Origin of the sequence: Bacillus sp. FSL K6-0138 (assembly GCF_037982765.1) — a bacterium.
In the GTDB taxonomy this organism is placed as follows: Bacteria; Bacillota; Bacilli; order Bacillales; family Bacillaceae; genus Bacillus; species Bacillus glycinifermentans.
The window spans coordinates 549,202-563,873 of sequence record NZ_CP150286.1 but is presented as its reverse complement, the minus strand read 5'-3'; the positions used below and the strand labels follow the sequence as shown (position 1 = coordinate 563,873).

The following is a 14,672-nucleotide window of genomic DNA, read 5'->3' as shown; positions in this document are numbered from 1 at the left end:
TTATGGTATTATATCCCTTAGTTAATATTTACATATTAACATAAAAATAACAAAATAATGGAGGTCTTTCAATGAAATCAAAAAAGAAAAAACTAACGAAAGGAATTGTAACACTCACTGCATTAACTATGCTAACTTCTGGGTTTGGTCCTGTTTCATCAGCTCTAGCAGCCGAAAAAACATCCCAAACAGTATCTACAGTACAAACATCAGTCCCAACTTCTCTTTTAAATTACATAGAATCACACAAACAACCAACAAGTGTACAGGATACACGGGCTTTTATAAAATTTGCTTCTCAGACAAAAGAATTTCAAGCTTATAATAACACAACAAAACCAGGAAAAATGCAGACTATGGGACTAATTGGCGGAAGCTTAAAAGCAATAAAAGCTTTCGGTTGGGCCTGCAGAATCGGCGGTAAAACTCTAAAATGGGCTATTAAACCTTTGTCTCCTTCTAAAGCCAAACTAATTGACAAATATGCACGTAAAATAGCATACGCTACAGAAAAGTTAAATAGTGCGTCGAAAGGTGCTCTTGTTAAAGCGCTTAAAAAAGCAGGGGTACCAGGAAAAGCCGCTGAATCTATTGCAGAAATTATCTTATGGCTTATATAAAAATAACTTGATAAAGGAGACCAGATATATATCATACTGGCCTCCTTAAAATTTTAATCTTATATTCAATTATACAAGGCTGATAATGACGACCTTATAGATACTATTCATCAGCTTTTTTGATACATGGCAACGGAAACAAGCATATCTTCTTGGATGAATGATGTTTCTCAGTATTCCTCAGAATGGCCTCTTTTTTACTGGCGTCATTTAAAATCGCTCAGGACGTGTCTTATAATAGAAGCCCTCTCCCACTCGGAAAAGAACTCCATTTCCTTTTTAAAAAATAAAGCCCTGAATACAAGATGATATGCTCCCCTAAAGGTAGACAGATGAAATAAAAAAATCTGTTTGCCTTGGGGGAGTTTTTTCATGGCTGGAAAATGGTTTTCAAAAGAAGAAAAATTGAATATTCTATCAGAATGTGATCAGGGCAATAATTCGGTGAAGGAGATCGCAGAAAAATATGGCATTCATGCCGAAACGATTCGTGAATGGAGAACATCGCATGATATGGCGGGTGTGGAGAGTTTGGAACGTTCAAAGCGCCATAAGTTCTATCCCGCAGAATTAAAATACAATGCCGTGAAAGACTTCTTATCCGGACGCTACTCTCAAAGAGAAATCTCGAGAAAATATAAGATTTCCAGTAAATCCGTACTCATGAAGTGGGTTGAGCTTTATAATGGTCATAAAACGTTAAAAGACAGCGGGAGAGGAAGGAATCGTTTGATGACCAAACGGAAGAACGTTTCATTGGAAGAACGGATTGAGATTGCGAAGGATTGTCTAGCTCATGGAAAGGACTACGCCAGATCAATGGAGATTCATCAAGTCTCCTACCAACAGGTGTATCAATGGGTGAAAAAGTATCAAGAAGGCGGAGAAGAGGCCTTAAAAGACAACCGAGGGAAACGCAAAACCGAAGAAGAATTGACACCTGAAGAAAAAATTCAACGGGAAAACAAACGGCTGGAACAGGAAAATGAGCGTTTGCGCGCAGAGAATGCGTTCTTAAAAAAGTTGGAAGAGATCAAAAGGAGGCGGTTCTAAGTCAGGTTCGGTACGAAGATCGATATCTCGCCATTTTAGAGCTGAATCGAAAAGAAGGCTTTTCTGTCCAAATGTTATGTGAGATTGCCGAAGTTTCGCGCCAGGGGTATTACAAATGGAGGAGCCGAGTACCTTCAGCGAGAGAAAAACAGAATGAAAAGATTATCGCCAAAATGGCGCTACTTCACGAACAAATTGGCGGTATCTACGGATACCGCAGAATGACCTTAAACATGAACCGCCGCTTTAAAGAGCGCCTCAATCATAAGCGCATCTATCGGCTGATGAAAATTGCCAAGCTGGAGTGTGTCATTCGGCGGAAGAAAAAACGTTACGGCAAAGCGACGCCTCAACATGTGTCCGAAAATATCCTGAATCGAGAGTTTAAAGCGGACAAACCAAATCAAAAATGGGTGACTGATGTGACAGAGCTAAAATACGGCCATCGGAAAGCGTACCTCAGTGCCATTTTAGATCTTCATGAGGGAATGGTCGTGTCTTATGTGCTGGGGAAATCCAATAATAACGCCCTTGTGTTTAAAACCTTGAACCAAGCGCTTGAGGCAGCCCCAAACGCACGTCCTCTCCTTCACAGCGACAGAGGTTTTCAATACACGTCCCACCAGTTTAGAAGGATGATTGAAAACGCAAATATGACACAGAGTATGTCCCGCGTCGGCCGCTGTATTGATAACGGCCCCATTGAGTCGTTTTGGGGGAAATTAAAATGCGAGAAATACAGACGGAATTCGTACGAGACATTTGAGGCACTTCAAAGCGCAATTGATGAATATATCCACTTTTACAACCACGATCGTCTACAAGAAAAACTAAACGGCCTCAGCCCAGTGGAATACAGGGCTAAAGCCGTCTAGTGTGTTTGAGTTATTTCCACTGTCTACTTGACAGGGTGCAGATCAAGATGTACACAGGGCCAGTTTTTTATCATTCTGTGAATATCTAAATCTTATTCATCCAATCCGATCGATAAATATTTCGTTTCCAAATACGGCTCGATGCCTTCCAGTCCGCCTTCGCGTCCGATTCCGCTTTCCTTCATGCCGCCGAACGGCGCCTGAACGGTTGACGGACCTCCGTCATTCCAGCCGAGGATGCCGTATTCGAGGCGTTCTGACAAATAGATGCCGCGGCGGTAGTTTTCCGTGAAGAAATACGCGGCTAAACCGTAAGGCGTATCGTTGGCAATCTCAATCGCCTCATCGATCGTTTTGAAAGAAATGATCGGTGCGACCGGGCCGAATGTCTCCTCATGCATAATCGTCATCGATAGATCGACATCCGTCAGGACAGTCGGGTGAACGAAATAGCATGCTTTTTCATCATCGCTGTCATATTCGGCTCCGATTAACACCTTCGCTCCTTTATCGACCGCATCATTGATTTGTTCGACGATTTTTTGGAAGCCTTTTTTATTGATGATCGGTCCGACTGTAACGCCTTCTTCAAGGCCGTTGCCGACTTTGAGTTTGGCGACTTCCGCGCGGAGCTTTTCGGCAAACTCATCTTTCACCGATTCGTGCACGATCAGACGGTTGGCACAGACGCAGGTTTGTCCGGCATTTCTGTATTTCGACAGCATCGCCTGCTTCACGGCGAGGTCGATGTTGGCATCCTCGTCGACGATCAGCGGCGCATGCCCGCCAAGTTCCATCGATACGTGCTTCACCGTGTCGGCGCTGTTTTTGATCAAATGCTTGCCGACGGGTGTTGAGCCTGTGAACGTAATTTTGCGGATCAGCGGATGGCTCGTAAAAATGCTGCCGATCTCCTCGCCATCGCCGATCACGCATTGCAGAACGTCTTTCGGAATGCCGGCTTCATGTCCGAGACGCACCAGTTCGAGCGCCGTCAGCGGCGTATCGGGAGCAGGCTTGATGATAAACGTGCAGCCGGCCGCAAGTGCAGGCGCCGCTTTCCTGGTGATCATCGCCGCCGGGAAATTCCATGGCGTAATCGCCGCTACCGGGCCGACGGCCTGCCGCGTCACGACAATCCGTTTATTGGTAACAGATGCGGGAACCGTTCTTCCGTAAATGCGCTTCGCTTCCTCGGCATACCACTCGATATACCCTGCCGCATATATCACTTCGCCTGCCGCTTCTTTGTATGGTTTTCCGTTTTCAAGCGTGATCATTTCGGCCAGTTCTTCTTTATGCTCCATGATGAGGTCAAACCACTTCTTCAATAATGAAGCTCTTTCTGCGGCAGATGTTTTGGACCATTTCTGAAACGCCTTATGAGAACGCTCGACTGCTGCTTCTACTTCTTGTCGGGACTGTTGGGGAACGGTCTCGATTTTCTCTCCAGTCGCCGGGTTAAAAACTTCTAGCATGCTGGTCATGTTGAATCTCCTCCCCGTTTTGTTTTGAATTGCTATTGTATAAAACAATGCCGATCAACGTCCATCCAGCCAATATCAGCCATTCATACGGCCACGCGAGCGCAGCCGGCATGCCCGGCAGATAAAAGGCAAGAAAGATAACACTTAAGAGAATAGCAGATATACCAATCGTTTTCCACTTATTGATCTTGTACGGTCTGTTTAAGTCGGGCTCCGTTTTTCTCAGCTTCATGAACGCCGCCGATACGATCAAGTACCCGACGATAATGCCTGTTCCCCCTGCATTGACGATCCACACGAGGGCCGGCCGCCCTAAAAGCGGTGCGAAAAAAGCAAGCGCTCCAAGAAACAAAATCGCGTGTGTCGGCGTTTTATATGTCGGGTGGATATAGCCGAACCATTTCGGAACCATCCCTTTTTCAGACATCGCATAGAGAATGCGGCTCGCGCCAATGATAAAAGCGTTCCAGCTCGTGATGATCCCCGCCACTCCGCCGAGGACGAGCACCGTTCCGAACAATTGGCTGCCAAGCAGGTTCACCATCGCATCAGCGGTCGCCAAAGAGGACGACACAAGCTCGCTTTCCGATAATCCCAATGTCACGCCGAACACGATCAAAAGGTAGAAAATGACCGCACTGATAATCGAGATGATCAGCATTTTGCCGATGATTTTTTTAGGAGCCTTGATTTCTGCGGCAACCTGGGGAATCACGTCAAACCCGACAAACAAAAACGGGATCATGACGAGCACCGACATCATCCCGGAAAACCCGTCTTTAAAGAGCGGTTCGACGTTTCTATAATCGCCGTTGACCAGAGCGCCGCCCAGCAGCAAAAAACCCGTAGCGATGATCGCAATCGTAAATACCGACTGGAAGATAGCTGCCGGCTTAACGCCGAAATAGTTGAGGGCAGTCAGAACGACCGCGCCTCCGGAACCGATCAAAACCCATGTGAAATAGACATCCCAGCTGCCAAGCGTCCACAAAAACCAAAGATGTTCGACAGGCATCACATAGTCGATCACAGTCGGCAAAGCGACCGCCTCGAAGGTAATCACGGACACGTATCCGAACAGCACGCCCCAGGCCGCGATAAATGCGGTTTTCCTGCCAAACGCCCTGAGGACGAAAATCATCCCCCCGCCCGTTTCCGGGATCGCAGAAGAAAGCTCCGCATACGTCAAACCGATCAATATGACAAGAATTCCGCCGATGATAAACGCGAACATGCTGCCTAAAAAGCCGGCCGTCGAGATCCAGTCTCCGGACAGAACGACCCAGCCCCAGCCGAGCATAGCGCCGATCGCAAGGAACAGGACATCCATCTGTGACATTGATTTTTTCATTTGCTGTTTTTCCATGAACAACCCCCTCCCTAATCCAGCACTGTTTGCAGCGCTTCTTCGATGATGGCGAGCCCTTCGTGAAGCAATTCATCCGTTATGACGAGCGGCGTCAGAAAACGGATGATATTGCCGTTGATTCCTGCCGTAAGTAACAGCAGCCCGTGTTCATTCGCATACTTGGCGATGGCAGCAGCCGCAGCTTTATCAGACTCGCGCGTGTCCTGATCCTTGACGATTTCGATCGCCGCCATCGCGCCGAGCCTGCGGATTTCGCCGATCTGCGGATATGTCTGCTTCCATGCGAGCGCTTTGTCTTCGATCGCTTTTCCGATTTCTTCTGAACGCTTGTTCAGCCCTTCCTCTTCGATGATGTCGAGCACTGCAAGAGCGGCAACGCATCCGAGCGGACTGCCGGCATATGTCCCGCCAAGCTCGCCGGGCGCCGCGGCATCAAGCATTTCCGAACTTCCGATCACCCCGCTGAGCGGAACGCCTGCGGCAAGCGACTTTGAAACCGTCACAAGGTCAGGCACGACATCGAAGTGCTCGATCGCAAAGTACTTGCCCGTCCTCGCAAACCCGGTTTGAATCTCATCAGCCACAAGGACGATGCCGTGTTCCTTGCAGAAGGCTGCGACATGCTGGACAAACCGTTTGGAAGGGATGATAAAGCCGCCTTCCCCCTGCACAGGCTCCATGACGACACAGGCAACCGTCTCAGGCGCGACCGCAGAAACAAAGAAATCGTCAAACGCCTGAATCACCATTTCGTCATAGCTCTCATCGCTCATCCCGAGAGGCTTCCGGTAATAGTAAGGAAACGGAGCCTGATACACCTCGGGAGCGAACGGCCCGAAACCGAACTTGTACGGTTTGACTTTGCTCGTCATGCTCATCGTCATATTCGTGCGCCCGTGGAATCCGCGCGTAAAGGAAACGACGGCTTGGCGTTTCGTATACTTTCTTGCGATCTTCACCGCATTTTCCACGGCTTCCGCACCCGAATTTAAGAAAATCGCTTTTTTCTCATGATCACCGGGTGTCAGCCGGCACAGTTTTTCCGCCAGTTCGAGATAGGGCTGATACATCATGACGTTAAAGCCCGGGTGGATCAGCTGATCGGCCTGCTGCTTGACCGCTTCGACGACTTTTGGGTGGGAATGCCCGACGTTTAATGTGCCGATCGCTCCGGCGAAATCGATAAAACGCCTTCCGTCAATGTCATATACAAGTGCGCCTTCCCCTCTTGCCGCAATGCTGCGGTTTCCGTTGCTGACGCCTCTGGCCACATACCGGTCCCGCTTTGCCTGCCATTCACCCGTTGTTAAGACTGCTGTGTTAAGACTCATCATCATCTCTCCCTTTGATTTATTTCTTATAATTCTGAATATTTTTTGGTATGATGAAAAGTACCAACTTAACATTTTTGATGGTACCAGTAGGAGGCGCGATGATTACGATTGCGATTGACCGTTCACAGGATGCGGATTTTATTTATCATCAAATTTATCAAAAGATCAAAGAGGAAATTTTCAGCCGAAACCTTATGCCGGGAAAAAAGCTCCCGTCAAAGCGGGAGCTCGCAGGAGCACTCAATGTCAGCATCAATTCCGTCAATGCAGCATACCAGCAGCTTCTCGCCGAAGGGTATCTTTATTCTGAGGAAAGGAAAGGCTTTTTCGTGGAACAAATCGAGACGTTTCATGCCGCACGGCACACCGGTCCGCTCCGGCTCGATGAGGAATTGCGCGAAGAGGACGGCAATAAAGACGGCTGGATTTCGTTTTCCCATATGAGCGTGGATACGGCGCATTTTCCTTTTAAAACATGGTTTCGCTGCGAGCAAAAAGCCGCCGCTTCCCATACCGCCGAACTAGGGGAAATGACGCACCCGCAGGGCGCCTACAAAGTTCGGCAAACGTTCGCCCGCTTCATTGCGCTAGCGAGAGGCGTCAAATGCCATCCCGAACAAATCGTGGTCAGCGCCGGGACCCAGCCGCTCATTCACACCATCCAGGATCTCCTCCCTGAATCGGCGGTGTATGCAATGGAAGAGCCGGGATACAGCCGCATTTATCAACAGTTGAAAAATGAGCGGAAACGCGTGGTGACGATTGGGCTTGACCATAAAGGAATGCGCATTGACGATATTCACCGCCTGAATCCGGACGTGCTGTTCGTCACCCCTTCACACCAGTTTCCGACCGGAATCATCATGCCGGTGTCGCGAAGAATTCAGCTTTTGAACTGGGTATCTGACGGAGAAAACCGCTATATTGTCGAAGATGATTATGACAGCGAATTTAAATACGGAAGCGACACGATTCCCGCTCTGCAAAGCCTTGACCGGTCTGAGAAGGTCATCTACATCGGCACATTTTCAAAATCGCTTCTTCCGGGCTTGAGAATCAGCTACATGGTGCTGCCGCAAAAGCTTCTGAAACGGTACAGAAAAAGGCACCATTCCTCGATTCAATCAAGCAGCGCCCTGACGCAGTTTGCGCTTCAGGAGCTGATTGAATCGGGAGAGTATCAACGGCACATCAAAAAAATGAACCAGATCTATGAGGAAAAACGGACAAGATTGATCGGAAGCCTTGAAAAAACCTTCGCCGGCCGGGTCAAGATCAAAGGTGCGAGCGCAGGGCTGCACTTTGTCGCTGATTTTGACACAAAACGGAGCGAGGAAGAGGTTTTGGCGAGGGCAAGGGAAAACCTTGTCGAAGTGTATGGGATGAACCGGTTTATATTAAAGAAGAAAAACAACGCAGACGGCCAGGTATCGCTGGTGCTCGGATTTGCAAAAATCGGCATTGATGAAATAGACGAAGGCGTCTCAAAACTTTATGAAGCGGTATGCGGCTGAACATAAAAGCACCGGCAGGTTTGGACCTGCCGGTATCATTTTTGTTTACCACTGTTCTTTTTCAACCTGAAGGATCGCGCGGATCAATCCCGGAAACTGCTGTTCCAGCTCCTCTTTGCAAAGCGAATAGTAATGATGTTTCCCTTCGATTCGCACCTTGAGAATGCCGGCTTCCCTGAGCACCTTAAAGTGATGGGACAAGGTTGATTTCGCGACATTGATGTTCGTGCAGGCGCCGCACGTTTTTTCGGCTGTATCAGCCAAAGCTTTGACAATTTCCAGTCTGATCGGATCACTCAATGCGTGCAGAACCGAAGTTAATTTCATGTCTTTTATATTCATGGGTTAAATGTATCATAATCCTTACTTCAAGACAATTGTACCAGTTGGTGCAAAATGGTTGCAGCATCATTACCGGGCATGTTACGATGCAATCGTTCGATGGTTTTCGAACAATAGCAAACCGTATACAAAGGAAAACAGAAGGTATCCTATATTTTATCTGGAGGTTTTTTACATGATCGTATTGCAGGCTTATATGAAAGTAAAACCCGAACAGCGCGAATCCTTTTTGGAGAGCGTACAGCCGCTGTTGAAGCATTCAAGGGCTGAAGCCGGAAACGCACAATACCAGCTTTTCGAGGACACCGAGAATGCCAATACATTTGTCATGCTTGAGCAATGGAAGGATCAAGAAGCGCTCGACGCCCATAATCAAACCGAGCATTTCCAAACATTTGTCAAAGCTGCGGGCGATCTGCTGGCAGAACCGCTGAACGTGTTGCGCACTGAAACCCATTAATATGGAAAGGACGGAGAGTCAAATGAATGAAGTGATGAAAACATTAACAGATCACAGGTCAATCCGCAGCTATACCGATGAGCCTGTAAGCCCTGAACAGCTTGACGCCATCATCCAGGCTGTCCAAGCCGCACCGACTTCGATCAACGGACAGCAGGTCACCGTCATTACGGTTCAGGATCAAAAACGGAAACAAAAAATCGCCGAGCTTGCCGGAGGACAGAAATGGATCGAAGAGGCTCCCGTTTTCCTTTTGTTCTGCGCGGATTTCAACAGAGCCAAAATCGCCCTCGAAAAAAACGGACAGCCTCTTGCGATTACGGACGGAACCGAATCTGTTCTCGTCGGGGCAGTCGATGCCGGCATCGCCCTCGGAACGGCTACTGCTGCCGCTGAATCGATGGGGCTCGGCACCGTACCGATCGGGGCAGTCCGCGGCCGCGCCGAAGAGCTGATTGAGCTTCTCGACATTCCTGAATTCGTCTTTCCTGTTGCAGGGCTTGTTGTCGGCCATCCGGCGGACCGCTCCGCGAAAAAACCGCGCCTGCCTGAACAAGCGGTAAGGCACAGCGAGACATACAACCATGATCTAAAGCCTTTGATCGACGAGTACGATGAAGTCATATCCGAATACATGAAAAAACGGACCAATGGAGCGGATTCAAGAAACTGGTCAGAAGGCATTTCTTCATATTACAGCCGCGTCTACTATCCGCACATACGGGAAATGCTTGAAAAGCAGGGATTTAAGCTTGAATAGGGATCTTCCTTAAGGCTATCGTCAATCGATAGCCTTTTTTTCACTCCACATTTCGATGTGCATCGAAGGATACACGATCTACAATGTGTTTAAAAAGGAGTGAAAGAAATGAAACAGCTAAAAAAGTTCGAGACTTTTCAACGTCTCCATCATCAATCAGCCCCTTTTGTTCTGCCGAATGCATGGGATGCGGCGAGCGCTGCCGTTTTTGAAAGAACAGGCTTTAAAGCCGTCGGAACGACCAGCGCAGGGATCGCCATGTCGTTAGGCTACAAAGACGGGGAACACCTCCCTTTTGAAACATTGCTTGATGTCCTCACAAACATTGCAGGTTCGGTCGATGTCCCCGTCAGCGCTGATATTGAAGCAGGCTATGGCACGTTCCCCGAAGAAATCAGCGAAAACGTCCAAAAAATCGCTAAAACAGGTGTCGTCGGAATCAATATTGAAGACGGAACAGGGAATCCTGAACAGCCATTAAGCGACGCTTCATCGCAGGCGGAAAAAATCGCTGCGGTAAAAAAGCTTGACCTCCCCCTTTTTATTAATGCACGCACCGATTTGTACTGGCTCAGGCATTGTGATTCTGATTTCCGCCTACAGTCGGCCGTCCGGCGGGCAAACATCTACAGGGAAGCCGGCGCAGACTGCATATTCGTCCCCGGAGCTGTTGACACTAAAACCATTCATCAACTAAGGAATGGCATTTCCGGTCCGCTCAATGTACTGGCCGGCGCGGGCGCCCCTTCGGTCAAGCTCCTTTCCGACATGGGAATCGAAAGAATCAGCTTGGGATCAGGACCTTTCAGGGCAAGCATGACTCTTCTGAAAACGATCGGCGAAGAGATCATCAGCCGCGGAAGCTTCCGGCACATGACAGAAGGCGTTCTTTCCTATGATGATGCTGCAGAATGGATCCGTCCGCCAAAAAAGTGAAACAAAATCGTTGACGAGTCGGGAGTGCTTCTCTCCGATTGTTAGATGGTGTCTAACAATTGGGGTGCAGTTCAGTGCCGGCAGCCTTGTTTTTATTTCAAACCTTTTTCGATTTCTTTCACCATCTCAGACACGGACTCAAGACCGCCGCCGGATAAATACCAGTAGCCCGGGTCAAGGTATGTGATGTGTCCGTTTTTATAGGCGTTTGTCGATTTTACGATCTCGTTTTCGATGACTTCTTTAGCTGTTCCTTTTTCGCCGATGGCAGCGCTCCGGTCGATGACAAACAGATAGTCCGGATTCTTTTCTGAAATATATTCAGAAGAGACGCTTTGGCCGTGAAGCGAAGCTTTAATCTGTTTATCGGCAGGCTGAACGCCGAGTACGTCGTGAACCAGCCCGAATCTTGACCCGCTTCCGTAGGCGCTGATTTGTTTATCGCTCGTCAGCACGACAAGTCCTTTTCCGCCTTTTTCTTTCGCCAGTTTGCTGACTTTTTCTACCTGGCTATCGATTTTGGCGAGCTCTTGTTTGACAGCGTCTTCTTTGCCGAAGATTTTTCCGATGATCTCTGTGTTTTCTTTAAAGCTGTTCATGTAGTTTTTCTGATCGAGCTCGATGTCGATCGTCGGCGCGATCTTTTTGAATTCATCATATTGGTCTGCCTGTCTGCCTTCGATGATGATCAAATCGGGATCAAGCTCGGCGATTTTTTCAAAATCAGGCTCTTTCAGTCCGCCGACGCTTTCGTATTTTTTATCATTGTATTGTTTCAAGTATGAAGGAAGACTTTGCTTCGGCAGGCCGGCAACACGGTCGCCGAGTCCCAATTTATCAAGCGTATCGAGCATTCCGAAATTGAAGACGACGATCTTTTTCGGATTTTTTGGAACATCTGTTGTATCGCTTTTATGTTTGATCTGAACGGATTCTCCCTTTTTCCCGTCCGTTTGCGCATCCTTGCTTCCGCATGCGGCAATAACTAAAACCGCAATCACAGCCATAAAGAACAACGATAGCTTTTTCAATGCAATCACCTCATCCTTTTTATGAAAAATAGACACAGATTTTTTGGTCTCCGATTTGCTGAATAGGTATGTCCATATCGTAAATTTCTTTCAGCACCGGTGTTTGTATGATGTCCTCCGTCGGCCCTTCCTTGACGATTCGCCCGTTTTTCAGGGCGACAATCCGGTCGGAATAGACGGAGGCAAAGTTAATATCGTGAATGACAATGACAATCGTTTTGCCGTGCTGAACGACAAGCTTTTTCAGCAGCTTCATTATTTCTACGGAATGCTTCATATCCAGGTTGTTCAACGGTTCATCAAGCAGGATGTAATCGGTGTCCTGCGCGATGACCATCGCGATGAATGCCCGCTGGCACTGGCCTCCGCTCAATTGATCCAAATGTTTATGCTCAATGTCTTTCAGCTTCATATAATCGATCGCCTGATCGACGTACGTCCAATCTTCCTTCGTCAGCCTCCCTTGCGAATACGGGAATCTCCCGAAGCTGACGAGCTCCCTCACGGTGAGCCTAATGTCGATCTTGTTGGACTGCTTCAGAATGCTGATTTTTTTGGCCAAATCATCGCTTTTATATGCGCTGATTTCCTTGCCTTCGATCCGAACCTCTCCGGAGTCCGGCGCGATCAGCCTGCTGACCATGGAAAGCAGCGTGCTTTTCCCGGCTCCGTTCGGCCCGATAAAGGATGTGATCTTTCCTTTTTGAATCGATACCGCTGCGTCTTCCACAACGGTTTGATCTCCGTATTGCTTCGTGACATGTGAGACTTCTATCATCATTTACGCTCCTTCAGCAGCAGGTAAATAAAATAAATCCCGCCGATAAAATCAATGATCACCACTAAAGTCGCCGTTAAACCGAACACCTTTTCAACGATGAACTGGCCGCCGACAAGGGCGGTGATGCTGAAAAGCACCGCTCCCGGAATCAAAACGCTGTGTTTGTACGTCTTGAAAAATTCGCGCGCAACATTGACAGCGAGCAGCCCCAAAAAGGTAATCGGTCCGACAAGCGCGGTTGATACAGAAACGAGCACTGCGACGATGATCAGCATTTTTTTCACCGTCCGGTCATAGTCGATTCCAAGGTTGACGGCATGGTCCCTTCCGAGCGACAGCACGTCAAAAATGCGGCGAAACCGCCATGCATAGGCCAGAACCGCGATGATGACGGCCGATGCGAGCAGTAAAATGTCTGTATTTACATTGTTAAAGCTGGCAAACATCTTGTTCTGCACAACCTGAAACTCATTCGGATCGATCAGCATCTGCATAAAGGATGACAGGCTTCTGAACAGCGTGCCAAACACGATCCCCACAAGGAGCAGCAAAAAGATATGCCGTCCCCCGCGGCGGAACATCAGCGCAAACAGCGCGAAGGAAAAGCAGACCATCAGCCCCGTCGACAGCAGGAAGTTCGCGTTTTTCCCGAGTTCGGCCAGCTGCGCGGCGCCGAAAAAGTAAATCACCGCCGTTTGCAGCAAAACATAAAGCGAATCAAGCCCGAGAATGCCCGGCGTTAAAATTCTGTTGTTTGTGATCGTTTGGAAGATCATCGATGAATAGCCGATCGCCGTACCGACTAAGATGATCGCCAATACTTTGGTCATTCTTCGCGGCAGCGCATATTCCCATACCGACGGCAATGCGTAAAACAAAAACAGGCCGGTGCAGACGGCTGCAGCCATGATGAGTACGAACATTTTCCGTTTAGAATCCATAGGCTTTTCTCCTTAAAAGCAAGTAAAGAAAAACGCCGCTTCCGATGATGCCGACCATCAGGCCGACCGAGATTTCATAAGGATAAATGATCAGCCGGCCCAATATGTCACAAAACAGGACAAAGACGGCGCCGAGAACCGCCGTGTGAGGCAGGCTGTTTTTCAAATGGTCTCCGCGATAAATCGAAACGATATTCGGAATGATCAGCCCGAGGAAAGGAAGCGTCCCGACCGTCAAAATGACGACTGACGAGATGACCGAAACAATGATCAGGCCGATGTTGATCACCCGCTGATAATTCAGCCCCAGATTGACTGAGAAGCTCTCGCCCATCCCGGCCACCGTAAATTTATTGGCAAACAGGTAGGCGATGATGACGAGCGGAATGCTCAAGTATAACAGCTCATACCTTCCTTTCATGACAAGCGAGAAATTCCCCTCAAACCACGCATTGACGTTTTGAATCAGGTCGTACTGATACGCTATGAACGTGGAAATGGCACTGACAACGCCCCCAAGCATCAAACCGACGAGCGGAATAAACACCGCGTCCTTAAATCTGATGCTGTCCAAAATCTTAAGAAACAAAAAGCTGCCGAACAGCGAAAAAGCACAGGCAAACACAATCTTTACAACTATGCCCGCTGAAGAAAACAGCATTATCGAAATGATGACGCCGAGCCTTGCCCAATCCATCGTCCCAGCCGTCGTCGGCGAGACGAATTTATTGCGGGTCAGCTGCTGCATAATCAGCCCGCAAATGCTCAGGCTCATTCCCGCAAGCACGATGCTGATCATTCGCGGAAGCCGGCTTATGTACAGCGTCTGAATGTCATCCTCGTTCAATCTGAATAGATCAAGGGGTGACAGTTGTTTGACGCCGATAAAAATTGAACTGAAACAAAGAATGATGAGCAGAAGCAGTAAATACCGCAATTTCATGCTGAATCGCCTCCCCCACGACAAAAAACATACCCTGCCCCAAAACGCTAATGATTATCATTATCAATAAGAGCCCATCCATCATCTTATCACCTTTTCTCACATAGTCAATATGATTCAGATTGAAAGAAAGCAAAAACCGCCCTCTAAAGTCCTCTTCAAAAAACACATTTGTTCATACAGGAAAGAAAAACCTTGATTCTTCCTGAAAAAAGCGTAATAATAA

The 14,672-nt window shown here is 48.1% G+C and carries 14 protein-coding genes; 6 read left to right on the top strand and 8 right to left on the bottom strand.

Going from position 1 to position 14,672, the window contains the following annotated elements:
• Positions 1–71 precede the first annotated feature (71 nt).
• Both MHB78_RS03010 and MHB78_RS03005 read left to right on the top strand, forming a co-directional pair.
• Entirely contained in the window at positions 72–620 is a 549-nt protein-coding gene (locus MHB78_RS03010) for a hypothetical protein (protein ID WP_231947423.1), read from the top strand.
• 372 nt (positions 621–992) lie between these two features.
• Positions 993–2,548, top strand: a protein-coding gene (locus MHB78_RS03005) for an IS3 family transposase (RefSeq protein ID WP_231947364.1) whose coding sequence is annotated in 2 segments (ribosomal slippage) — positions 993–1,650 and positions 1,650–2,548 — 1,557 coding nt in all. Because the reading frame shifts where the segments join, the coding sequence is not laid out codon by codon here.
• 92 nt (positions 2,549–2,640) lie between these two features.
• Here MHB78_RS03005 and gabD read toward each other — a convergent pair.
• Genes gabD through gabT form a run of 3 tightly spaced genes read right to left on the bottom strand, consistent with a single transcriptional unit; the run spans position 2,641 to position 6,735 of the window.
• Complete coding sequence (gene gabD, locus MHB78_RS03000; RefSeq protein WP_046131067.1) at positions 2,641–4,035, bottom strand: succinate-semialdehyde dehydrogenase; 1,395 nt, start codon at positions 4,033–4,035, stop codon at positions 2,641–2,643.
• Complete coding sequence (locus MHB78_RS02995; protein WP_046131068.1) at positions 4,010–5,401, bottom strand: APC family permease; 1,392 nt, start codon at positions 5,399–5,401, stop codon at positions 4,010–4,012. Before MHB78_RS02995 ends, gabD begins: the two co-directional genes overlap by 26 nt.
• A gap of 14 nt (positions 5,402–5,415) precedes the next feature.
• Positions 5,416–6,735, bottom strand: coding sequence for a 4-aminobutyrate--2-oxoglutarate transaminase (gabT, locus tag MHB78_RS02990; RefSeq protein ID WP_046131069.1), 1,320 nt, complete (start codon positions 6,733–6,735; stop codon positions 5,416–5,418).
• A 101-nt stretch (positions 6,736–6,836) separates the two neighbouring features.
• Here gabT and MHB78_RS02985 point away from each other — a divergent pair, with 101 nt between their 5' ends.
• Positions 6,837–8,252 carry a PLP-dependent aminotransferase family protein gene (locus tag MHB78_RS02985; protein ID WP_046131070.1) on the top strand — a complete coding sequence of 472 codons (1,416 nt, stop codon included), beginning with the start codon at positions 6,837–6,839 and terminating at the stop codon, positions 8,250–8,252.
• 45 nt (positions 8,253–8,297) lie between these two features.
• Here the strand turns inward: MHB78_RS02985 and MHB78_RS02980 are convergent, their stop codons facing one another.
• Entirely contained in the window at positions 8,298–8,594 is a 297-nt protein-coding gene (locus MHB78_RS02980; RefSeq protein WP_046131071.1) for a metalloregulator ArsR/SmtB family transcription factor, read from the bottom strand.
• Positions 8,595–8,769: 175 nt separating this feature from the next.
• Between MHB78_RS02980 and MHB78_RS02975 the strand changes: the two genes are divergently transcribed.
• The 3 genes from MHB78_RS02975 to MHB78_RS02965 all read left to right on the top strand — a co-directional run bounded on the left by MHB78_RS02975 (position 8,770) and on the right by MHB78_RS02965 (position 10,750).
• Positions 8,770–9,054: a putative quinol monooxygenase gene (locus tag MHB78_RS02975; protein WP_046131072.1), complete on the top strand. Its 285-nt coding sequence runs from the start codon at positions 8,770–8,772 to the stop codon at positions 9,052–9,054.
• Positions 9,055–9,076: 22 nt separating this feature from the next.
• The gene (locus MHB78_RS02970; protein ID WP_046131073.1) at positions 9,077–9,814 is read left to right on the top strand and encodes an NADPH-dependent oxidoreductase; all 738 of its coding nucleotides are present in this window, start codon (positions 9,077–9,079) and stop codon (positions 9,812–9,814) included.
• A 108-nt stretch (positions 9,815–9,922) separates the two neighbouring features.
• Positions 9,923–10,750, top strand: a complete 828-nt coding sequence (locus MHB78_RS02965; protein ID WP_046131074.1) for an isocitrate lyase/phosphoenolpyruvate mutase family protein — start codon at positions 9,923–9,925, stop codon at positions 10,748–10,750.
• A gap of 92 nt (positions 10,751–10,842) precedes the next feature.
• Here MHB78_RS02965 and MHB78_RS02960 read toward each other — a convergent pair whose 3' ends face one another.
• The 4 genes from MHB78_RS02960 to MHB78_RS02945 are packed head-to-tail and all read right to left on the bottom strand — an operon-like array spanning position 10,843 to position 14,446.
• Positions 10,843–11,781 carry a siderophore ABC transporter substrate-binding protein gene (locus MHB78_RS02960; RefSeq protein ID WP_046131091.1) on the bottom strand — a complete coding sequence of 313 codons (939 nt, stop codon included), beginning with the start codon at positions 11,779–11,781 and terminating at the stop codon, positions 10,843–10,845.
• Between the two features lie 19 nt (positions 11,782–11,800).
• Complete coding sequence (locus MHB78_RS02955; protein ID WP_046131075.1) at positions 11,801–12,559, bottom strand: ABC transporter ATP-binding protein; 759 nt, start codon at positions 12,557–12,559, stop codon at positions 11,801–11,803.
• Entirely contained in the window at positions 12,559–13,503 is a 945-nt protein-coding gene (locus MHB78_RS02950) for an iron chelate uptake ABC transporter family permease subunit (RefSeq protein WP_046131076.1), read from the bottom strand. The genes MHB78_RS02955 and MHB78_RS02950 overlap by 1 nt, the downstream gene beginning before the upstream one ends.
• On the bottom strand, positions 13,493–14,446 hold the full coding sequence (locus tag MHB78_RS02945) for an ABC transporter permease (protein ID WP_046131077.1): 954 nt from the start codon (positions 14,444–14,446) through the stop codon (positions 13,493–13,495). The genes MHB78_RS02950 and MHB78_RS02945 overlap by 11 nt, the downstream gene beginning before the upstream one ends.
• Positions 14,447–14,672 lie beyond the last annotated feature (226 nt).